Raw genomic sequence first — 20,614 nt, 5'->3', positions numbered from 1 at the left:
GATTTTTGGCACGCTGTTGAGTTCTCAAGGAACGGTCGCTTCCTTTGTACTCACCCTCTCGGGCTTTCCTCCGGGCGCTTCCCTTCGATGTTTCAAACTCTATCAGGGTTTTTCCGTCTCCCTGACCACTCTCCCGCAGACATGCGGAAGCGATCCCGGGATAGGATCTGACGAGTTTGATTGCCGCTCGACGGGCGCACTTTCGTGGCGCTCCGTCCCGAGCAGGGTTACGACTGTACATGGGCCGTCGGAGCCCGTGCAAATCGATGCGGTTGGTGGTCTAGACCACCTGCTGGTAGGTTCCAGACGGAACCGTCACTTCCTTTGACCTAGGCTGCTGCTCAGTGCTCCGTCAGGGACAGGCTGTGACGGCCGTACCTGCAGCTCCACTCCTGGGAGGCTTCCCATGACCACCGTGACGTCCCCGCTCGCCGGACGCGCCATCGGACTGGCCGCCGTGCCGGATCCGGTCTTCTCCGGGGCCATGGTCGGCCCGGGCACCGCGATCGACCCGGCGCGTGAGCCCTCCGAGGCCGTCGCCCCCGTCGACGGGGTCATCGTCTCCCTCCACCCGCACGCGTTCGTCGTGGTCGACGAGAGCGGACACGGGGTGCTCACCCATCTCGGCATCGACACCGTTCAGCTCAACGGCGAGGGCTTCGAGCTGCTCGTCAGCAAGGGCGACACCGTCACGCGCGGTCAGAGCGTGGTGCGCTGGGACCCCGCAGCGGTCGAGGCGGCCGGCAAGTCGCCCGTGTGCCCCGTCGTGGCGCTCGAGGCCACCGCCGAATCCCTTTCCGGCCTCCGTGACAGCGGTGACGTGAAGGCCGGCGACAGCCTCTTCTCCTGGAACTGAAGACACCGCCCCCGCTGGGCGGCGTACCGGACAACCGACGCGGCGGCGGCGCCCGCCGCACTGATGGAGACGGGTGAGATGGAGACAACGCTGCGAGGCGTCGGCGTGAGCCACGGTGTGGCGATCGGCGAGGTTCGGCACATGGGGACGGCGGTGCTCGAACCGCCGGCCAAGCAGATCCCGGCGGAGGAGGCGGCGCGCGAGCAGGGGCGGGCGCGCCAGGCCGTGGACGCGGTCGCGGCCGACCTCATGGCGCGCGGCAACCTGGCGGGCGGTGAGGCCCAGGCGGTGCTCGAGGCGCAGGCCATGATGGCCCAGGATCCCGAGCTGATGGCGGACGTCGAGCGGCGGATCGCCGTGGGCAGCACGGCGGAGCGCGCGGTGTACGACGCTTTCGCGGCCTACCGCGAGCTGCTCGCCGGTGCCGGTGAGTACCTCGCCGGGCGCGTTGCCGACCTGGACGACGTGCGCAACCGCATCGTCGCCCGGCTGCTGGGCGTGCCGATGCCGGGGGTCCCGGACAGCGACCAGCCCTACGTGCTGGTGGCCCGTGATCTCGCTCCGGCCGACACGGCGCTGCTGGATCCGACCCTGGTGCTCGGCTTCGTGACCGAGGAGGGCGGGCCGACCAGCCACAGCGCGATCCTGGCGCGTGCGCTGGGCGTGCCGGCCGTGGTGGCGCTGCCGCACGCCGGCGAGCTGGCCGAGGGCACGGTGATCGCCGTGGACGGCAGCACGGGCGAGATCTTCGTGAACCCCGCCGAGGATAAGAAGGCGGAGCTGCGGGCGGCCGCCGCCGAACGCAAGGCCGCGCTGGCGGCTTCCACGGGGCCGGGCGCCACGGCCGACGGCCACAAGGTGCCCCTGCTGGCCAACGTCGGCGGCCCGGCGGACGTGCCCGCGGCGGTGGAGGCCGGGGCCGAGGGCGTCGGTCTGTTCCGCACCGAGTTCCTCTTCCTGGACGACAGCAAGAGCGCGCCGTCCGTGGAGAAGCAGGTGCAGGCCTACCGGCAGGTGCTGGAGGCGTTCCCCGAGGGCCGTGTGGTCGTGCGGGTGCTGGACGCGGGCGCGGACAAGCCGCTGGACTTCCTGACGCCGGCGGACGAGCCGAACCCGGCGCTGGGCGTGCGGGGGCTGAGGGCCCTGCTCGATCACCCGGAGGTGCTGCGCTCGCAGCTGACCGCGCTGGCGCGGGCCGCGGAGGGGCTGCCCGTCTACCTCGAGGTCATGGCGCCGATGGTGGCGGACCGTGCGGACGCCAAGGCGTTCGCCGACGCCTGCCGGGAGGCGGGGCTGCGGGCCAAGTTCGGTGCGATGGTGGAGATCCCGTCGGCGGCGCTGCGGGCGCGGTCCATCCTGCAGGAGGTCGAGTTCCTGTCGCTGGGCACGAACGACCTCGCGCAGTACACCTTCGCGGCCGACCGGCAGGTAGGTGCGGTGTCCCGGCTCCAGGACCCGTGGCAGCCCGCGCTGCTCGACCTGGTCGCGCTGTCCGCCGAGGCGGCCAGGGCCGAGGGCAAGAGCTGTGGTGTGTGCGGTGAGGCCGCGTCCGATCCGCTGCTGGCCTGTGTGCTGACGGGTCTGGGTGTCACCTCCTTGTCGATGGGTGCCGCGTCGATCCCCTACGTCCGGGCGACGTTGGCCAAGTACACGATGGCGCAGTGCGAGCGGGCCGCCGCCGCCGCGCGCGCGTCCGACAGTGCCGAGGAGGCGCGCGGCGCGGCTCGGGCGGTGCTCTCCGGGGAGTAGTGGCCGGCGAGTGGTCGTGCCGGCGCGGTGCGCCGGGTGCAGGGGCGTCCCGCCTTCGGGTGGGGCGCCCCTGGTGCTCTCAGTGGCGGTGGCTCGGTGCCGGGTTCCCGTCCCCCTCTCCCAGGTCGGGTGGGGAGCAGTAGTCGACGCCCGGTTCCGGGGAGATGGGCTCCCCGGATTCGGCGTCGGTGCAGTAGGCGTCGAAGACCTCGGAGGCGGTGAGCGGTTCCAGGGTGCCGCCGCGCAGGCGCCAGCCGTGGACGCGGTCGGTCGTGCCGGGGGCGCTGACCCGCATGACGAGTCCGCCGGGGCTGCGTGTGGCGAGGCCCAGGGCGAGGACGCTGGTGAATTCGAGGGCTTCGGCCTCGTCGAGTTCCGGGGTGCCATCGGTGCAGGCGTCGGCGTGCAGGACGGAGACGAGGGTGTCCGGTGGTCCCGAGACGCTGCAGACGAGGTGGCGGTCGCCGGGCGGGGCGGTGTCGAGGATGCGCCCGAGGAGGTCGGCGGCACGGGTGAAGGCCGCGTGTCCGATGTCCTCGCCGCAGGTGGCGCAGGGGCCGAGGCGGGTCAGGAGGGCGTTGGCGTACTCCCAGGTGGCCTGGCGTACGGCCTCGTCGACCAGGGCGGGCACGAGCGTGGTGAGGGGCCGGCCGTCGTAGGGGATGGTGGGGCCGGTGGTCGCGAGCTGCGCGGTGAAGCGGCTGCGGCTGGCCGGTGCCTCCGGGTCGAGGCCGGTGTCCGCGCAGTACGCGGCGTAGTCCTCGGGGTCGAAGAGGGCGAGGGTGGTGTGGCTGCCCTGGGCCGCTCGGCTCTTGAGGAGGGCTTCCACCTGCTGGAGGTAGGTGGTGTGGTCGTCGAAGGCGAAGCTCCGGTAGCGCCGCATCGCGCGGAAGTCGTGGTCGTCGGTGAGCAGGCCGACGGTGCCGGCGATCTCGCGGCGCAGGACGCGTCGCAGGGTCAGGTGGTCGGTGTGCGCCATGTTTCCCCCAGTGCGCGGTTGATCAATGCTCACTCACAGTAATCGTGGGCACTGACAACGGGCTTCGCGGGAGGGGTGGGGCCGGTCCGGCCCCGGACTGCGGCGGCGTGCTGGGCGGGTCCGGGGGCGGTCCGTGGCGTACGGCGGCCGGGGTCAGGCTCGCTTGCGGGCGAGTTCCTCGTAGAAGCCCAGCAGGCCGAGGTTGTCGATGGATCCGGGGTTGACCGCCTTCTCCAGGGGAGTGCCCTGGAGAAGGCGCTTGACCGGGACCTCGATGCGCTTGCCGGTGAGGGTGTGCGGGACGCCCGGGACCTCGATGATCTCGTCGGGCACGTGGCGCGGCGAGAGCTGTTCGCGGATGGCCCGCTTGACGCGGTCCAGGAGTGCTTCGTCGAGGACGGCGCCGGGCGTGAGGTGCACGAAGAGGGGCATCCAGTAGCCGCCGTCGGGCTGTTCGATGCCGATGACGAGGGATTCCCTGATCTCGGGCAGCCGCTCGACCACTTCGTAGATGTCGGCGGAGCCCATGCGGACGCCCTGCCGGTTGAGGGTGGAGTCGGAGCGGCCGTGGATGATCACCGAGCCGCGGGACGTGACGGTGATCCAGTCGCCGTGGCGCCAGACGCCGGGGTAGGCGTCGAAGTAGCTGTCGTGGTAGCGGCTGCCGTCGGGGTCGTTCCAGAAGCGGATCGGCATCGAGGGCATGGGGTTGGTGACGATCAGCTCGCCGACCTCGTCGACGAGGGGCTTGCCGGCCGGGTCCCAGGACTGCAGGTCGGTGCCCAGGCCGGGGGCCTGGAGTTCGCCGGTGTACACGGGAAGCGTCGGCACGGCCCCGGCGAAGCAGGAGCAGACGTCCGTGCCGCCGCTGACGGAGGCGATCCACAGGTCCTCGCGGACCTCGTCGTGCAGCCAGCGGAAGCCGTCGGGCGGCAGCGGGGAGCCGGTGGTGGCGACGCACCGCACGTGGGAGAGGTCGAAGTCGCGGGAGGGGTGCACGTCGGCCTTGCGGCACGCCATGACGTAGGCGGCCGAGGTGCCGTAGAGGGTGGCGCGGGTGCGTTCGGCGATCCGCCACTGTGCGCCGGTGTCGGGGTAGCCGGGGCTGCCGTCGTACAGGACGATCGTGGTGCCCGTGAGCAGGCCGGAGACGAGGAAGTTCCACATCATCCAGCCGGTCGAGGTGTACCAGAAGAAGCGGTCACCGGGGCCGAGGTCGCAGTGCAGGCCGAGCTGCTTGAGGTGCTCGACGAGGATGCCGCCCTGGGACTGGACGATGGCCTTGGGCAGGCCGGTGGTGCCGGAGGAGTAGAGCACCCACAGGGGGTGGTCGAACGGGACCTGTTCGAAGAGGGGCTCGGTGTCGGCCGAGGTGAGTGCCGACCACTCCAGGGCGCCCTGCGGTGCCTCGGTGCCGAGGAGCGGGATGTGGACGACGGCGCGCAGGGTGGGCAGCTCGTGGCGCAGCTCGGCGACGATCTCCCTGCGGTCGTGCTCCTTGCCGCCGTAGCGGTAGCCGTCGACGGTGAACAGGACGACCGGTTCGACCTGCTGGAAGCGGTCGAGGACGCTGCGGGCGCCGAAGTCGGGGGCGCAGGAGGTCCACACGGCGCCGACGGCGGCGGTCGCCAGCAGGGCGACGACGGCCTCGGGGATGTTGGGGAGGTAGCCGCTGACGCGGTCGCCGGGGCGGACGCCGAGGGCGCGGAGTTCGGCGGCGAGGGAGCCCACCTGGCGGCGCAGCTCGGCCCAGGTGACCGGGGTGGGTTCATGGGTCTCGTCGACGTGCAGGAGGGCGGGCTCGTCGGGCCGGTCGGCGGCGGCGCGCAGGGCGTGCTCGGCGTAGTTGAGGGTGGCACCGGGGAACCACCGGGCGCCGGGCATCGAGCGGTCGCCGAGTACGCGCGTGTAGGGGGTGGAGAACCGTACGTCGAACCACTCGGTGACGGCTTTCCAGAAGGTTTCCAGGTGTTCGACGGACCAGCGGTGAAGTGCGGGGTAGCCTCCGTCGGCCGGGGCGCCGTGGTGCTCGGCGGCCCATGCCTGGAACGCGGTGATGCGTGCCTGGGCGATCCGCTCGGGGTCGGGCTGCCAGAGCGGCTGCGGATTCGCTGTGGACATGGGGCGGCTCCCGGACTGTGCGCGTCGTGTGCGTCGGTCCGCGCACGGGCTGGGGTGTGCGCGTGACGCGGCTGACAGGGACGATGCCATGTGATCGACTTCTGCACCAGGGTGCGCCCCACATAGTCCGTGTCGTGAAGATGTGGTCCCGGCACGGGTGAACGGCAGTTGAACGGCACACGCGCGGGGGGCGGTCAGTGGCAGGGTGAACATCATGGACGGTCGTGACCTGGTGCGTTCGGTGAGTGTGGTCGGTTCGGGGCGGGCTGCTCAGGGGTTGCGTACCGTGCGGTCCGCTTGGCGCAGGAGGCGGATCGACGCCGCCGGGCTGCCGCCCCGGGGGCCGGAGCGTGCCCGGGTGCCGGGGCAGGTGCGGGACGCCGAGCCGGGGCCGGGCGGGGGTGTGATCCGCTTCGGCCGTTCGGAGCTGCGGATCGTCGTCGCGGTCAACGGGGCGGTCTTCTGGGGCTGGGACGGGGCGGAGCCGGAGCCGTCGTACGCGCTGGCCGTGGGCTGCCCGGAGCCGGACCCGCGGGCGGTGCTGGAGCCGGACAAGGACGGCGGCTGGCGGGTGGTGGCCGAACGGGTGACGGTCGTCGTCTCCCGGCACGGCGCGCTGGACGTGTGCACGCCGGGTGGCGTGGTGCTGCGGCGGGATCTGCCGCCGCGCTGGTGGGAGCCGGTCGGCGGGGGTGCGGCGCGTTGGATGCAGCGGTCCGAGGTGGCGGCGGACGCCCGGTTCTTCGGCCTGGGCGGGCGCGCGGCCGGGCCGCGGCTGCGGGACGGCTCGTACCGGCTGTGGAACCGCGACCCGGGGCGTGCGTTCGGCCCGGGTGACGATCCGCTGTACCTGACCATGCCGCTGCAGCTGGTCGTGGCCGATGCCGGGGCCCATCTGGTGTTCCACGACAACACCTGGGACGGCACGGTGACCCTGCGGGAGGGCGAGGAGGGCGCGGGGTCCGGACACGACCGGGCGGGGCGCTGCGAGGTGCGGATGGAGGGTGGCCCGCTGCGCGGGTGGGTGGTCGTGGGGACCCCCGCGCGCGTGCTGCACGCCTGGGCCTCGCTGACCGGGGCTCCCGCGCTGCCGCCGGCCTGGGCGCTGGGTCACCATCACGCGCGGTGGGGCTTCGGCAGTGAGCACGAGGTGCGCCGGATCGTGGCGGGTTACCAGGAGCGCGGGCTGCCGCTGGACGCCGTCCACCTGGACATCGACCACTACGCGGACCACCAGGTGTTCACCGTCGACCAGGAGCGCTTCCCGAAGCTTCCGGTGCTCGCGGACGAACTGCGCCGCGACGGGATACGCCTGGTGTCGGTCATCGACCCGGCGGTGCGGGCGGCGCCGGGCAACGCCGTGTACGACAGCGGGTCGGTGCTGGACGCGTTCGTCCGGGACGCCTCGGGGCGGACGGTGCGGGGCGAGGTGTGGGCGGGCGAGTCGGTCTTCCCGGACTTCACACACGCGCGCGTGCGCAAGTGGTGGGGCGGGCTGTACGAGGAGCGGCTGGAGCAGGGGTTCGCCGGATTCTGGCACGACATGAACGAGCCGACGTCGTTCAGCGCGTTCGGGGAGCCGACGTTGCCGCGCTCGGCCCGGCACGCCCTGGAGGGGCGGGGCGGGGACCACCGGGAGGCGCACAACGTGTATGCGCTGTGCATGGCCCGGGCGGGTTACGAGGGGCTGCGCGAGTTGTCGCCCCGTGAGCGGCCGTTCCTGTTCTCGCGGTCCGGCTGGGCGGGTGCGCACCGCTACGGCGGGACGTGGTCGGGGGACGTGGCGACGGGCTGGCCGGGCTTGCGGGCCTCGTTGTCGCTGGTGCTGGGGCTCGGTCTGTGCGGGGTGCCGTACTCGGGTCCGGACATCGGCGGTCACGACGGCGCCCCGTCGCCAGAGCTGTACCTGCGGTGGTTCCAGCTCGGTGCGTACCTGCCGCTGTTCCGCACGCACGCCGGTCCGCGGGCGGGGCGCAGGGAGCCCTGGGAGTTCGGGCCCGAGGTGCTGGAGCACGCGCGCGAGGCGCTGCTCGAACGTCGGCGGCTCATGCCGTACTTCGTGACGCTGGCGCAGTTGGCCCGGCGTACCGGGGCGCCCTATGTGCGGCCGTTGTGGTGGGCGGCGCCGGAGGACCGGGCGCTGCGGGACTGCGAGGATGCGTTCCTGCTGGGTGACTGCCTGCTGGTGGCGCCGGTGCTGGATTCGGGTGCGGACCGGCGTGCGGTGCGGCTGCCGCGGGGCCGTTGGTACGACACGCTGACGGGGACGGCGTACGAGGGGCCGGCGCAGGTGCTCGTGGACGCTCCGCTCGCGCGGATTCCGGTGTTCGCGCGCGCGGGTGCGGTGCTTCCCGTGCGCGGGGAGGACGGCGGGATCGAGCTGGAGGTGTGGGCGCCCGCCCCGGGACGGACCGGGGGCGGGCTTGTGGTGCCGGACGCGGGCGACGGCTGGGAAGTGGCGGAGATCGAGCGCTATGTCGCCCGCAGGCTCGGCCGGCGGGTGGTCGTCACCCGGGAGCGGGAGGACGGCCCGGAGGAGCCGCCCTACCCGGTGCGTGTCCGGGGACTCGGCTGAGGTGCCGGTGCGGACCGGTCAGATGTAACGGCCCTCGAACCAGGCCCGGACGGCGAGGGTGTGGAGCGGGAAGGCGAGTTCCTCGGCTCGGCGCAGGAGGTGCCAGCCCTCGGTCTCGTCGGTGCTGGCGGAGGCCGGCAGGCTCTCGGCGGGGCGTTCCGGGAGCAGTCCGAACAGCAGCAGGTGCCCGTCGGGCGAGCTCATCGCGTCCACGAGGCGCACGTCGCGGGCGGCGGCGTCGATGCCCGTCTCTTCCTCGAGTTCGCGTACGACGGCGTGTTTCCAGTCCTCGCGGTCGTCGATGTAGCCGCCGGGCAGTGCCGTGCCTCCGCGCGCGGGGCCGATGCTCCGGGTGATGACGACCAGGGCCGTGCCCTTGGTGTCGTACACGGGCTGAAGCGCGATCGCGACCGGCAGCGGATTGCGGTAGGCGGCCCTCCCGCAGGCCGGGCAGGTGCGCGGCCAGCCGGCTACGCCCTCTCCGTAGGGCGCTCCGCAGCTCGAACAGTGGGAGTGCGGTACGGAGTTGTCGCTTGAGTGCTGAGTTTCGGACACGCGCGGACTGTATCCGATCGGAGGAAGCGCGTCTTCCGCCCACGGCGTTCGCCGGGGCTGTCGCGGAGGGATGCGGAGGCGAAGGGGCGTCCGGGACCACCCCCGTCGGCCCCGGACGCCCCTCCAGGTACCACGACGCCGTGCGGGGCCGTGCGGTTCACCGGGACGCCTGCCTATTTCCGGTTGCCCGTGGCACACTTCTGACGCTCCATCAGATCTTATCGTCTGGAGGAACGTTGACGCGAACCCGCACCCCCGTGGTCGCCGGCTGGTTCACCGGCGAGGAGGACGACTTCCGGCTCCTGGGCACGCGCTGCGCGTCCTGCGGCACGGTCTTCTTCCCGCGCGAGGACACCCACTGCCGCAATCCGCACTGCGCCGGTGACAGTCTGGAAGAGATGCCCCTGTCACGTACCGGGCGGATCTGGTCGTACACGGACAGCCGCTACCGTCCGCCGTCACCGTATGTGAGCGACCCGGAACTTCCGTGGGAGCCGTACGCGTTGATCGCCGTGGAGCTGGAGGCCGAACGGATCGTGGTGCTGGGGCAGGCGGCTCCCGGGGTCACCGTCACCGATCTGACGGTGGGCATGGAGGTCGAGGTCGTCCCCGGCGTGCTCCACGAGGACGCGGAGACGGCTTGGACCACCTGGCACTGGCGGCCGAAGGGGGCGGCGGTATGACGGCGGACGTGGCGGTGCTCGGCGTGGGCATGCACCCCTGGGGCAAGTGGGGGCGCGGTTTCGTCGAGTACGGCACGGCGGCGGCCCGCGCGGCCCTCGCGGACGCGGGGCTCGGCTGGCCCGACATCGGTTCGGTGGTGGGGGCGGACACGGTGCGCGGGGGATACCCGGGGTACGTGGCCGGGGCGACGTTCGCGAAGGCGCTCGGCTGGCAGGGGGCCCGGGTCGCCAGCGTGTACGCGGCGTGCGCCTCGGGGGCGCAGGCGATCGCGAGCGCGCGGGCCCAGATCCTCGCCGGGCTCGCGGACGTCGTGCTCGTGGTGGGGGCGGATGCCGCGCCCAAGGGCTTCTTCCGGCCCGCCGGCGGGGAGCGCCGCGATGATCCGGACTGGCTGCGCTTCCGGCTGCTGGGCGCCACGAACCCGGCGTATTTCGGGCTGTACGCGCGCCGGCGGATGACGGTGCACGGGGACACGCCTGAGGACTTCGCGCTGGTCAAGGTGAAGAACGCCGCGTCGGGCGCGCTCAACCCGTACGCGCGCTACCGCCGTCGGGTCACCGCCGAGGAGGTCGCCGCCTCCGCGGTGGTGTCCGACCCGCTGCGGCTGCTCGACATCTGCGCCACCTCCGACGGCGGCGCCGCACTGGTGCTGAGCAGCCTGGACTTCGCCCGGCGGCACGGCACGGCGCGACCCGTGCGCATCCGGGCGGTGTCGACGGTGACCCCGCGCTTCCCGAACACGGTGCTGGACCTGCCGGACATCGCCACGGACTCCGCCCTGGCGGTGGCACCCCCGGACGTGACCTTCCGGGCGTCCGTCGCGCGTGCCGCCTACGAGGAGGCGGGCATCGGCCCGGAGGACCTGTCCCTGGCGGAGGTGTACGACCTGTCCACCGCACTGGAGCTGCAGTGGTACGAGGACCTCGGGCTGTGCGGCGCGGGCGGGGGCGCGAAACTGCTGCGGGAGGGCGCGACCGCGCCGGGCGGCCGGATACCCGTCAACTCCAGCGGGGGCCTCGCCTCTTTCGGTGAAGCGGTGCCGGCGCAGGCCATCGCCCAGGTCTGTGAGCTGGCGTGGCAGCTGAGAGGAGCCGCGGGCGACCGCCAGGTGGCGGGGGCGCGGGTGGGGATCACCGCCAACCAGGGGCTGTTCGGGCACGGCTCGTCCGTGGTCGTGGTGCGCTGAGTCCGGCCGGGGCCGGGACGGGTGTGACAGGAGAGATCCACGAGGCCTTTCACGGTGTGTGACCGCCCCGAAAGCCTGCGTGAACGTCTTATGAACTGCCCCTGGGCGTACGCGGGCAGCGCCATCATGCTCCCGTGCACTCCTGGACGGATAATCTCCGCTTCGCCTTCCAGCCAGTGGTCAACCTGAGGACCGGCGCGGTCGCCGCACTGGAGATACTCGCCCGCCCGGAAACCGGCGACATCCTGGCCGAGGCCCGCCGCGACGCGGAACTCGACGGCAGGCTGGCCGTGTTGGCGCTGAGGGCGGCGGCGCGCAAGGAGACGCTGCTGCCGCTGCACCTGAACGTCTTCGCGGCCACGCTCGCCGACCTCGGGGGGCTCACCCCGCTGCACGACGCCGTGCGCGCGGCGGGGCGGATGCCCTGGGAGGTCACGCTGGACGTCGTGCCACCGTGCGCCCACGTCCCGCACCGGGCCCTGCTGGAGGCGGTCGCCGCCCTGCGCGAACAGGGGTTCCGGATCAGCGCGGACGGCATCGGTGACGGCGACATGCCCCTGAGGCTGCTCGCCGACCTCGCCCCGGACCTGGTCAAGCTCGACGCCTCACTGCTGGCCCGGCCGGCCGCGGTGCGGGCGATGCGGACGTTCTGCGAGCACCTGGGCGCGCTGGTGGCCGTGGAGGGCGTGGAGACCGAGCTGCAGTGCGCGGCCGCGCTGGCGGCCGGTGCGCAGCTCGCCCAGGGTGAGCTGTTCGCGCCGCCGGCCCGCATCCCGGCGGTGGACGTGTACATTCCGCCCCGCTCCCCCGGCACCCTGGCCGTGCCCCGGTCCGGGCCGCCGGTCCGGGAGTTCGTGCGGCCCGCCGCCCTCCTTCCCGTCACCGCCTCGGCGGGGCAGCTGCGGGCGCTGCTGACCGGCTCGCCGGACGTATCCGGGGTGCTGCTCGTGGACCAGGCCGGGGTGCCCGTCCGGTCGGTCCACCGGTCCCGCTTCCTGCTGTCGATGTCCGGCCGCTACGGACACGCCCTGTACGCGGACCGTCCCGCCTTCAAGCTCGGCGACGCGCCCCGCACGGTCGGGGTGGACGCGACCGCGTGGGAGGTGCTGGACGTGGTGGCGGTCGGCGGCCGCGACCGTACCTCGGACGACGTCGCCGTCGTCGACCACCGCGGCCGGTGCGTGGGCGTCGTGCGCCTCGCCGACCTGGTGCGGGCGCTGGCCGAGACCCGGGTGGAGGAGGCGGCGGGCCTCAACCCGCTGACCCGGCTGCCCGGTTCGGACGCGATCACCGGTGAGGTGGACCGGTGGATCGCCGAGGGGCGCACGTTCACGCTGAGCTGGCTGGACATCGACCACTTCAAGCAGGTCAACGACGGTGCCGGGTTCGCCGCGGGCGACGAGCTGATCCGTTCGGTGGGCCGGGCGCTGCAGGCGGCGGTCGCGGGGCACGCGCGCGTGGCCCACATCGGCGGGGACGACTTCCTGGTGCTGGCGCAGGGGGAGGTGCTCGACGCACTGGCCGGGCCGGTGCTGGACGCGCCCTGGGCGGCGGGCGGTCGCCCGGTGACGCTGTCCCTGGCGACCGTCGTGTGCGGGCCCGGCGGGGTGTCCGACCACCGGCAGGCCGCGGCGCGGCTGGCTCCGCTGAAGAAGGCGGCGAAGGCGCTGCCCGGGACGAGCTGGGTGCTCGCGCGCGCGGGACTGCCCGGGTACGAGATCCGGCGTGGCTTCGGGGCGGCCCCGGCCCAGGCGGGATACGCGACGGCCGAACCGCTCGGCTGAAACACCGCTTGGTGTACGGCCGTTGCGCGCACGGCCCCGGAGGGCGAGCCGGCCGTGGCCGGGGAGCGGCCAGGAGAGGACCGCGCGGACGGCCGGGCGGGAAACCGCTGTCACCGTTGCCGTCGGCGACCTTGACGGCCCCGGGGCGCCGGTGAACACTTCCTGGGTGTCAGCCGACATCGCCGTACATTCTCGGCGTAATCAGGCACTGCGACATGGGCTCTTTCCTGCTCAACGGCCTTTCCCGGAGGGCGAGCCGGCTGCGACGGCACGCTCGTCACGGACGCCGGGCGGGGCGCGGGGCCCTCCCTGCCTTCGGCTGAAGTCGCCAAGGGAACCGTTCCTGCACGGACGGCCGGGGGTCACTCCCCCGGACCGGCGCCAAGGGAGCCGCCATGAGCAACGGAGATATTTTCGTCGGCGAGATCATCGGCACCGCGATCCTCATTCTGTTCGGTGCCGGCGTCTGCGCCGCCGTCACCCTCAGATACTCCAAGGCACGCGCCTCGGGATGGATCGTCATCGCGTTCGGATGGGGGTTCGGCGTGCTCGCGGGCGCGTACACCGCCGCTCCCCTGTCCGGCGGTCAGCTCAATCCCGCGGTCACCATCGGTATCGCGGTGGACACCGGCAAGTGGGACAAGGTCTGGGTCTACCTGCTGGGGCAGATCGTCGGCGCCATGCTGGGCGCGGTCCTCGCCTACCTCGTCTACCTCGCGCAGTTCCAGGCCAACGTCCGCGAGGAGGGCACGACCGAGGGCACCGCCGAGGAACCCCTGCCCACTCTGGGGATCTTCTCGACCATCCCGGAGATCCGGAACCCCGTCGCCAACCTCATCACCGAGATCATCGCGACGATGGCGCTGGTGCTGCCCGTCCTCGCCTTCGGGCTGACCAGGGGGCTCGGCGAGTCCGGCACCACGGTGCTGATCGTCTCGCTGCTCGTGGTCGGCATCGGGCTCTCCCTCGGCGGGCCCACGGGATACGCCATCAACCCGGCGCGTGACCTCGGCCCGCGCATCGTGCACACCTTCCTGCCGATCCCGCACAAGGGCTCGTCCGACTGGGGCTACGCGTGGATCCCGGTGGCCGGCCCGCTGATCGGCGGGGCGCTCGCCGGCCTCGTCTACAACGTGGCCTTCTGACCAGCGACCCGACCCAGCGACCCAGGGACAGCCATGACGGACACCGCCGAGAAGTACGTCGCCGCCATCGACCAGGGCACCACGTCCAGCCGCTGCATCATCTTCGACCACGGCGGGGCGATCGTCGCCGTGGACCAGCGCGAGCACCGCCAGATCTTCCCCAAGCCCGGCTGGGTGGAGCACGACGCCACCGAGATCTGGTCCAAGGTGCAGGCCGTGGTGGCGGGAGCACTCGCCAAGGCCGGGCTGCGCGCCGACCAGCTGAGCGCCCTCGGCATCACCAACCAGCGGGAGACCACGGTTCTGTGGGACCGCGCCACCGGCAAGCCCGTGCACAACGCGATCGTCTGGCAGGACACCCGCACCGCGGCCCTGTGCCACCAACTGGGCGGCACGGACGGCCAGGACCGCTTCCGCGACCAGACCGGCCTGCCGCTGGCCAGCTACTTCTCCGGTCCCAAGGCGGCCTGGCTGCTGGACAACGTGCCCGGACTGCGCGACCGCGCCGAACGCGGCGAGATCGCCTTCGGCACCATCGACTCCTGGCTGATCTGGAACCTCACCGGTGGCACGGACGGCGGCCGGCACGTCACCGACGTCACGAACGCGGGCCGCACCATGCTGATGAACCTGGAGACGCTCCAGTGGGACGCCTCCATCCTCTCGGCGATGAACGTGCCCGAGGCGGTCCTGCCCGAGATCAGGTCGTCCGCCGAGGTGTACGGGACGGCCGTCGGCCAGCTGGCGGGCGTGCCCGTGGCGTCGGCCCTGGGCGACCAGCAGGCCGCCGTGTTCGGGCAGGCCTGTTACGACGTCGGCACCGCGAAGAACACCTACGGCACCGGCAGTTTCCTGCTGCTCAACACCGGTGACCGGCCGGTGCCGTCCAAGAGCGGGCTGCTGACGACGATGGGTTACAAGATCGGCGGTGAGGCGCCGGTGTACTGCCTGGAAGGGTCCATAGCCATAACGGGCGCGCTCGTCCAGTGGTTCCGCGACCAGCTCGGCATCATCCGCACCGCCGACGAGATCGAGACCCTGGCGGCGAGCGTCGAGGACAACGGCGGCGCCTACATCGTGCCCGCCTTCTCCGGCCTGTTCGCTCCCTACTGGCGCTCCGACGCGCGCGGCGTCGTCACCGGACTGACCCGCTACGTCACCAAGGCCCACCTGGCGCGGGCCGTGCTGGAGGCGACCAGCTGGCAGACCAGGGAGGTGGTGGACGCCATGTACCAGGACTCCGGTGTGCGGATCACGACCCTGAAGGTCGACGGCGGCATGACGAAGAACGACCTGCTCATGCAGCACCAGGCGGACGTCCTGGGCGTGCCCGTGATCCGGCCCCGGGTCTCCGAGACCACCTGCCTGGGCGCCGCCTACGCGGCCGGCCTGGCCACGGGCGTGTGGAACGACCTGGACGAGCTGAAGTCGCACTGGCAGCGGGACGCGGAGTGGACTCCGGCCATGGAGGCCTCGGTGCGCGACCGCGAGTACCGCAACTGGCGCAGGGCGGTGGAGAAGAGCTTCGGCTGGCTGGAGGACGACGAGATCTAGGGACCGCGGACGCGCCCGCACGCGCGCGTGCGGGTGCGGGCCGGGACCACGGCCCGTACCCCGGTCGGCGGGGGTACGGGTCGTGCCGCGATCAGGTCGGGAGCGCCGCGCGGCGTTCGGCCGCGTACTCCATGGCGTGCCGGACCACTCCGACCAGCACGTCCTTGACCGATTCCCGCTCGCGCGCGTCGCACAGCAGGACGGGTACGCCGTCGTCCAGGTCGAGGGCCTGGCGCACGGTGTCGGCGGGATAGCGGGCCGCGCCCTCGAAGCAGTTGACGCCGACGACGAAGGGGATGGAGCGCTTCTCGAAGTAGTCCACGGCGGCGAAGCAGTCCTCCAGGCGGCGCGTGTCGGCGAGGACGACGGCGCCGAGGGCGCCTTCGGACAGCTCGTCCCACATGAACCAGAACCGCTCCTGGCCGGGCGTTCCGAACAGGTACAGCACGAGGTCCTCGCGCAGGGTGATGCGGCCGAAGTCCATGGCCACGGTGGTCGTGTGCTTGCCCTCGACACCGCTGGTGTCGTCGACCGGGCGCCCGGCCTCCGTCAGCGACTCCTCGGTGCGCAGCGGCCTGATCTCGCTGACCGCGCCGACCAGGGTCGTCTTGCCCACGCCGAAGCCGCCGGCCACCAGGATCTTGAGCGTGACGGGCTCGACCGGTGGCACGCCGCGTTCAGAACGCCCGAAGATCATCGTTCTCTTCTCCTGCCGGGTGGTGGTCGGGCGACGGCCGGCCGTAGCCGCCGCCACCGGGGGTCTCGATGACGAGTACGTCGCCCGCGCCGACGTCGGCGGAGCCGCTTCCGCCGAGATCGGTGACGGTGCCGTCGGTCCGCTCCACCCGGTTGGCGCCGAGGGCGCCGGGCTCGCCGCCCGCCATGCCGTAGGGGGGCACCCGACGGTGCTGGGAGAGGGTGGAGACGGTCATGGGTTCGAGGAAGCGGATGCGGCGCACGACGCCGTCACCGCCGCGCCGGTGTCCCGCGCCGCCGCTGCCGCGCCGTACGGCGAACTCCTCGAGTCGGACGGGCAGGCGCCACTCCAGGATCTCGGGGTCGGTGAGCCGCGAGTTGGTCATGTGCGTCTGCACGACATCGGCGCCGGGGAAGTCCGGGCCGGCTCCGGAGCCGGAGGCGACGGTTTCGTAGTACTGGTGGCGTTCGTTGCCGAAGGTGACGTTGTTCATCGTCCCGGAGCCCTCGGCCTGGACGCCGAGCGCGGCGTACAGGGCGCCGGTGATGGCCTGCGAGGTCTCGACGTTGCCGGCCACGACGGCGGCGGGCGGTTCGGGGGCGAGCATCGAGCCGGGCGGTACGACGATGTCCAGCGGGCGCAGGCAGCCGTCGTTGAGCGGGATGTCGTCGGCGACCAGGGTGCGGAAGACGTACAGGACCGCCGCGTTGACCACCGCGAAGGGGGCGTTGAAGTTGGTGGCGAGTTGCGGCGAGGTGCCGGTGAAGTCGATGGTCGCGCGGCGCTCGGCTCGGTCGACGCGCACCTGGACACGGATGACGGCGCCGGAGTCGGTCTCGTAGGCGTACTCGCCCTCGTCCAGGGCGTCGACGACCCGGCGGACGGCCTCCTCCGCGTTGTCCTGGACGTGCCGCATGTAGGCCTGCACGACGTCGAGGCCGAACTCCCCGATCATGCGCCGGACCTCGTCGACGCCCTTCTGGTTGGCGGCGATCTGGGCGCGCAGGTCGGCGAGGTTGGTGCGGACGTTGCGGGTGGGGTGGGGCGCCTCGGTGAGCAGGCGGCGGGTCTCCTCCTCGCGGAAGCGGCCGTTCTCGGCGAGCGGCCAGTTGTCGAAGAGGACCCCCTCTTCGTCGATGGTGCGGCTGTGGGCGGGCATCGAGCCGGGGGCGATGCCGCCGATCTCGGCGTGGTGGCCGCGGGAGGCGACGTAGAAGAGGATCTTCGGCTCACTCGGCTCACTCTGCGTGTCCGGCGCCGGGTCGGTGTCGAAGACCGGGGTGATCACGGTGACGTCGGGCAGGTGGGTGCCGCCGTGGTAAGGGTCGTTCACGGCGTAGGTGTCTCCGGGGCGCATCGAGCGGCCGCGGCGGCGGATGACCTCTTTGACGCTGGTGCCCATGGACCCCAGGTGGACGGGGATGTGGGGGGCGTTGGCCACCAGGTTTCCGTCCGGGTCGAACAGGGCGCAGGAGAAGTCCAGGCGCTCTTTGATGTTGACGGACTGAGCCGTGGACTCCAGCCGCGCGCCCATCTGTTCGGCGATCGACATGAAGAGGTTGTTGAAGACCTCGAGCAGGACGGGATCGGCCTTCGTGTCGAGATCGGAACTCTCTGTGACCGTCGCGCGTTCCATGAGCAGATGCCCGTCGTCGGTCGCCGCGGCCCGCCAGCCGTCGTCGACGACGGTCGTCGCGCCGGCCTCGGTGATGATCGCGGGTCCGGTGACGGTCTCGCCGGGGGGCAGTGCCTCCCGGCGGTGGAGGGGTACGTCGCGCCATGATCCGCCGGTGTGGAGGCGGACCTGCCCGGGTGCGGCGGGCCGGCCCTGGTAGGGGGCGAGGGCGGACAGATCGGGGGGTGCGGTGATGCCGGTGGCTTCGACGGAGAGGGCTTCGACCACGATCGGACGGTCGAGGGTGAAGGAGTACGTGGCGCGATGACGCCCTTCGAAGGCGTGTCTCATCGAGCCGGGCTCGGTGAGCTCCACGGTGAGGGTGGTGTCGGTGCCGTCGTAGCGCAGTTGGGCGCGGCGAGTGACCTCGATGCGCTCCTCCGGGACGTCCTCGGCGCGGAGTTCCGCGCGGGCGGCGCGCTCCAGGTCGTCGGCCGTCTCGCGGACAGCGGGCATCGAGGCCGCTTCCAGCGGGGTCTCGACGGACTGCTCGCGCATGGCCGTGGTGTCGGCGAGGCCGATGCCGAGCGCGGACAGGACACCGGCCATGGGGGGTACCAGGACGGTGCGGATGCCGAGCGAGTCGGCGACCGCGCACGCGTGCTGGCCGCCCGCCCCGCCGAAGGTGGTCAGGGCGTAGCGGGTGACGTCGTGACCCTTCTGGACGGAGATCCGCTTCACGGCGTTGGCGATGTTGGCCACGGCGATCCGCAGGTATCCCTCGGCCACCTGTTCCGGGGTGCGGTCGTCGCCGGTGCTGCGGCGGATCTCGTGCGCGAGGGCGGTGAAGCGGTCGCGGACCAGGGCGGCGTCCAGCGGCTGGTCACCGCGCGGGCCGAAGACCGGCGGGAAGTGGGCGGGCTGGATGCGGCCGAGCATCACGTTGGCGTCCGTGACGGTGAGGGGTCCGCCGGCGCGGTAGCAGGCGGGTCCCGGGTCGGCACCGGCCGAGTCGGGGCCGACCCGGTAGCGGGAGCCGTCGAAGTGGAGCACGGAGCCGCCGCCCGCGGCGACGGTGTGGATGTCGAGCATCGGGGCGCGCAGCCGCACGCCCGCGAGACGGGTGGTGAAGACCCGCTCGTAGTCGCCGGCGAAGTGCGAGACGTCGGTGGAGGTGCCGCCCATGTCGAAGCCGATGACGCGGTCGAAGCCGGCGCGCTGCGACATCCGGGCCATGCCGACGATGCCGCCGGCGGGGCCGGACAGGACGGCGTCCTTGCCGCGGAACTGCCCGGCCTCGGTGAGCCCGCCGTTGGACTGCATGAACATCAGCCGCACGCCGCTGAGTTCGTCGGCGACATGGCGTACGTAGCGGCGGAGCACGGGCGAGAGGTAGGCGTCGACGACGGCGGTGTCCCCGCGCGGGACGAGCTTCATCAGCGGGCTGACCTCGCTGGACAGGGAGATCTGCGGGAAGCCGGTGCGGCGGGCGAGGGCGCCGATCGCCTGCTCGTGGGCGGGGTGGAGGTGGCTGTGCAGACAGACGACGGCGACCGCGCGGATCCCGTCGTCGTAGGCCTGTCGGAGCGGATCGGCGAGGGCGTCGAGGTCGGGAGCGCGCAGGACGGTGCCGTCGGCGGCCATCCGCTCGTCGACCTCGATCACCCGTTCGTACAGCAGCTCGGGCAGTTCGATACGGCGGGCGAAGATGGCGGGGCGGTTCTGGTAGGCGATGCGCAGGGCGTCGGCGAAACCGCGGGTGATCACCAGGAGGGTGCGTTCGCCCTTGCGTTCCAGCAGGGCGTTGGTGGCGACCGTGGTGCCCATGCGGACGGCGTCCACGGGCTCCTGGGAGCCGCCGAGCAGCTCGCGGACGCCGGCCACGGCCGCGTCGGCGTACCGGGCGGGGTTGTCGGAGAGCAGTTTGTGGGTGCGCAGGCTGCCGTCCGGACACTGCGCGACGATGTCCGTGAAGGTGCCGCCTCGGTCGACCCAGAACTGCCAGCCTGTCACGTCACTACTCCGCTTCCGCGCCGGTCACAGCGCCCGGAGGCCGTCGATCACGTCGCGCAGAATACTCTCGTCCGGCAGTTCGGCCGGGGGCACAGGACGTGTCACGTGGACGAGTTCCGCGTGCACGAGATCCCCGATGAGGACGCGCACCACCCCGATGGGCAGATCGAGCTCCGCCGCGAGTTCCGCGATCGACTGCGGTGCGTCGCGGCAGAGTCCGACGATCTCCACGTGCTCGGGTGCGAGCAGTGTGTCCGTCTCGGCATCTCCCGCACCGGGTTCGGTGACGACCACCGCGATCAGATCGAGGCGGTGCTGGGCCGGGCTCGTGGTCCGGCCGCGCGTCATGGCGTACGGACGGACCACCGGTCCGGCCTCGTCGTCGAACCAGTGGCTTGTGTCCTGACCCTCTCCGCTCATGCCATCCCACTACCCGCCTGCGGGCAGATCGGTGCGCGGAACCGTGCCCAGATGCACGCCGACCCGCTTGACCAGGAGCGTCATCTCGTAGGCGACCTGCCCGACGTCGGAGTCCGCGTCCGAGAGGACGGCGAGGCAGCTGCCGTCCCCGGCGGCGGTGACGAACAGGAAGGCGTCGTCGAGCTCGACCACGGTCTGCCGGACGCTGCCCGCCTCGAAGTGGCGGCCCACGCCTTTGGCGAGGCTGTGGAAGCCGGACGCGACAGCGGCGAGGTGCTCGCTGTCCTCCCTGCTCAGGTCCTTGGAGACGCCCGTGGGCAGGCCGTCGCCGGAGAGCACGACGGCCTTGCGGATGCTGGCGACCCGGTCGACGAGGTCGTCCAGGAGCCAGTTCAGCTCGCCCTTGTCGGTCTCCGTGAGGCCGGTGGCCTTCGGTGCGGTCATCGACCGTCCCCCTCTGTCGTTCCTGGTGCTGTGCTGTCGCGAGCCCCGTCGTCCGAGGCGTTCTTCTCCCGGCCGCGCTGCCAACCGCGCTGGAGCGAGGCCATCCGGCTGCGGACCTCGTCGGCGTCGCGGTCGGCGGGCTGGGCCGGGTCGTCCGGGCGCCGCTCGGTCTCCTGCTTCAGCTGGGGGGCCAGGTTGGCCTGGCGTACGCGCCGGGGCAGGGGTCCGGTGCCGGGC

At 72.4% G+C, this 20,614-nt stretch carries 16 protein-coding genes; 8 read left to right on the top strand and 8 right to left on the bottom strand.

Annotated features, from left to right (window positions below):
- The first annotated feature begins 406 nt into the window (after positions 1-406).
- Together V7E45_RS26055 and ptsP are read left to right on the top strand one after the other, a co-directional pair.
- Positions 407-856 carry a PTS sugar transporter subunit IIA gene (locus V7E45_RS26055; protein WP_333776633.1) on the top strand — a complete coding sequence of 150 codons (450 nt, stop codon included), beginning with the start codon at positions 407-409 and terminating at the stop codon, positions 854-856.
- 78 nt (positions 857-934) lie between these two features.
- Positions 935-2,605 carry a phosphoenolpyruvate--protein phosphotransferase gene (ptsP, locus tag V7E45_RS26050; protein ID WP_333776632.1) on the top strand — a complete coding sequence of 557 codons (1,671 nt, stop codon included), beginning with the start codon at positions 935-937 and terminating at the stop codon, positions 2,603-2,605.
- 79 nt (positions 2,606-2,684) lie between these two features.
- Here ptsP and V7E45_RS26045 read toward each other — a convergent pair whose 3' ends face one another.
- Both V7E45_RS26045 and V7E45_RS26040 read right to left on the bottom strand, forming a co-directional pair.
- On the bottom strand, positions 2,685-3,584 hold the full coding sequence (locus V7E45_RS26045) for a hypothetical protein (RefSeq protein ID WP_333776631.1): 900 nt from the start codon (positions 3,582-3,584) through the stop codon (positions 2,685-2,687).
- Positions 3,585-3,737: 153 nt separating this feature from the next.
- A complete protein-coding gene (locus V7E45_RS26040) occupies positions 3,738-5,705 on the bottom strand; it encodes an acetoacetate--CoA ligase (RefSeq protein ID WP_333776630.1) in 1,968 nt (655 codons plus the stop codon).
- Positions 5,706-5,919: 214 nt separating this feature from the next.
- Here V7E45_RS26040 and V7E45_RS26035 point away from each other — a divergent pair, with 214 nt between their 5' ends.
- Entirely contained in the window at positions 5,920-8,280 is a 2,361-nt protein-coding gene (locus V7E45_RS26035) for a glycoside hydrolase family 31 protein (protein ID WP_333776629.1), read from the top strand.
- Positions 8,281-8,298: 18 nt separating this feature from the next.
- Here V7E45_RS26035 and V7E45_RS26030 read toward each other — a convergent pair whose 3' ends face one another.
- On the bottom strand, positions 8,299-8,835 hold the full coding sequence (locus tag V7E45_RS26030; RefSeq protein WP_333776628.1) for an NUDIX domain-containing protein: 537 nt from the start codon (positions 8,833-8,835) through the stop codon (positions 8,299-8,301).
- Between the two features lie 257 nt (positions 8,836-9,092).
- Between V7E45_RS26030 and V7E45_RS26025 the strand changes: the two genes are divergently transcribed.
- From V7E45_RS26025 to glpK, 5 genes are all read left to right on the top strand, one after another.
- Entirely contained in the window at positions 9,093-9,518 is a 426-nt protein-coding gene (locus V7E45_RS26025) for a Zn-ribbon domain-containing OB-fold protein (RefSeq protein ID WP_333776635.1), read from the top strand.
- A complete protein-coding gene (locus V7E45_RS26020) occupies positions 9,515-10,705 on the top strand; it encodes a lipid-transfer protein (protein ID WP_333776634.1) in 1,191 nt (396 codons plus the stop codon). The genes V7E45_RS26025 and V7E45_RS26020 overlap by 4 nt, the downstream gene beginning before the upstream one ends.
- Positions 10,706-10,839: 134 nt before the next feature.
- A complete protein-coding gene (locus V7E45_RS26015) occupies positions 10,840-12,489 on the top strand; it encodes a GGDEF domain-containing protein (RefSeq protein WP_333776627.1) in 1,650 nt (549 codons plus the stop codon).
- A 395-nt stretch (positions 12,490-12,884) separates the two neighbouring features.
- The gene (locus tag V7E45_RS26010) at positions 12,885-13,634 is read left to right on the top strand and encodes an MIP/aquaporin family protein (RefSeq protein WP_333776626.1); all 750 of its coding nucleotides are present in this window, start codon (positions 12,885-12,887) and stop codon (positions 13,632-13,634) included.
- Positions 13,635-13,667: 33 nt separating this feature from the next.
- Positions 13,668-15,188: a glycerol kinase GlpK gene (glpK, locus tag V7E45_RS26005; RefSeq protein ID WP_333776625.1), complete on the top strand. Its 1,521-nt coding sequence runs from the start codon at positions 13,668-13,670 to the stop codon at positions 15,186-15,188.
- 91 nt (positions 15,189-15,279) lie between these two features.
- On the opposite strand, the gene V7E45_RS26000 is transcribed toward glpK, so the two are convergent.
- The 5 genes from V7E45_RS26000 to V7E45_RS25980 all read right to left on the bottom strand — a co-directional run.
- Positions 15,280-15,885, bottom strand: a complete 606-nt coding sequence (locus V7E45_RS26000) for a GTP-binding protein (RefSeq protein ID WP_333776624.1) — start codon at positions 15,883-15,885, stop codon at positions 15,280-15,282.
- Positions 15,866-19,513 carry a hydantoinase B/oxoprolinase family protein gene (locus V7E45_RS25995; RefSeq protein WP_333776623.1) on the bottom strand — a complete coding sequence of 1,216 codons (3,648 nt, stop codon included), beginning with the start codon at positions 19,511-19,513 and terminating at the stop codon, positions 15,866-15,868. Before V7E45_RS25995 ends, V7E45_RS26000 begins: the two co-directional genes overlap by 20 nt.
- A 24-nt stretch (positions 19,514-19,537) precedes the next feature.
- Positions 19,538-19,933, bottom strand: coding sequence for a DUF742 domain-containing protein (locus tag V7E45_RS25990; protein WP_333776622.1), 396 nt, complete (start codon positions 19,931-19,933; stop codon positions 19,538-19,540).
- 9 nt (positions 19,934-19,942) lie between these two features.
- The gene (locus V7E45_RS25985; protein ID WP_333776621.1) at positions 19,943-20,377 is read right to left on the bottom strand and encodes a roadblock/LC7 domain-containing protein; all 435 of its coding nucleotides are present in this window, start codon (positions 20,375-20,377) and stop codon (positions 19,943-19,945) included.
- On the bottom strand, positions 20,374-20,614 hold a 241-nt coding region (locus V7E45_RS25980), incomplete at its 5' end, for a hypothetical protein (RefSeq protein WP_333776620.1). The genes V7E45_RS25985 and V7E45_RS25980, both read right to left, overlap by 4 nt.

The sequence above is a fragment of the Streptomyces sp. IBSBF 3136 genome, from assembly GCF_036815105.1.
Taxonomy (GTDB): Bacteria; Actinomycetota; Actinomycetes; order Streptomycetales; family Streptomycetaceae; genus Streptomyces.
Note: the sequence above shows the minus strand (reverse complement) of the source record. Positions and strands in the feature narration are given on the sequence as shown.

What these genes read in the sequence shown, in the direction of transcription:
- V7E45_RS26055 (WP_333776633.1), top strand. Translation starts at nt 407, where the DNA reads ATGACCACCGTGACGTCCCCGCTCGCCGGACGCGCCATCGGACTGGCC.
- ptsP (WP_333776632.1), top strand. Translation starts at nt 935, where the DNA reads ATGGAGACAACGCTGCGAGGCGTCGGCGTGAGCCACGGTGTGGCGATC.
- V7E45_RS26045 (WP_333776631.1), bottom strand. Translation starts at nt 3,584, where the DNA reads ATGGCGCACACCGACCACCTGACCCTGCGACGCGTCCTGCGCCGCGAG.
- V7E45_RS26040 (WP_333776630.1), bottom strand. Translation starts at nt 5,705, where the DNA reads ATGTCCACAGCGAATCCGCAGCCGCTCTGGCAGCCCGACCCCGAGCGG.
- V7E45_RS26035 (WP_333776629.1), top strand. Translation starts at nt 5,920, where the DNA reads ATGGACGGTCGTGACCTGGTGCGTTCGGTGAGTGTGGTCGGTTCGGGG.
- V7E45_RS26020 (WP_333776634.1), top strand. Translation starts at nt 9,515, where the DNA reads ATGACGGCGGACGTGGCGGTGCTCGGCGTGGGCATGCACCCCTGGGGC.
- V7E45_RS26010 (WP_333776626.1), top strand. Translation starts at nt 12,885, where the DNA reads ATGAGCAACGGAGATATTTTCGTCGGCGAGATCATCGGCACCGCGATC.
- glpK (WP_333776625.1), top strand. Translation starts at nt 13,668, where the DNA reads ATGACGGACACCGCCGAGAAGTACGTCGCCGCCATCGACCAGGGCACC.
- V7E45_RS26000 (WP_333776624.1), bottom strand. Translation starts at nt 15,885, where the DNA reads ATGATCTTCGGGCGTTCTGAACGCGGCGTGCCACCGGTCGAGCCCGTC.
- V7E45_RS25990 (WP_333776622.1), bottom strand. Translation starts at nt 19,933, where the DNA reads ATGAGCGGAGAGGGTCAGGACACAAGCCACTGGTTCGACGACGAGGCC.
- V7E45_RS25985 (WP_333776621.1), bottom strand. Translation starts at nt 20,377, where the DNA reads ATGACCGCACCGAAGGCCACCGGCCTCACGGAGACCGACAAGGGCGAG.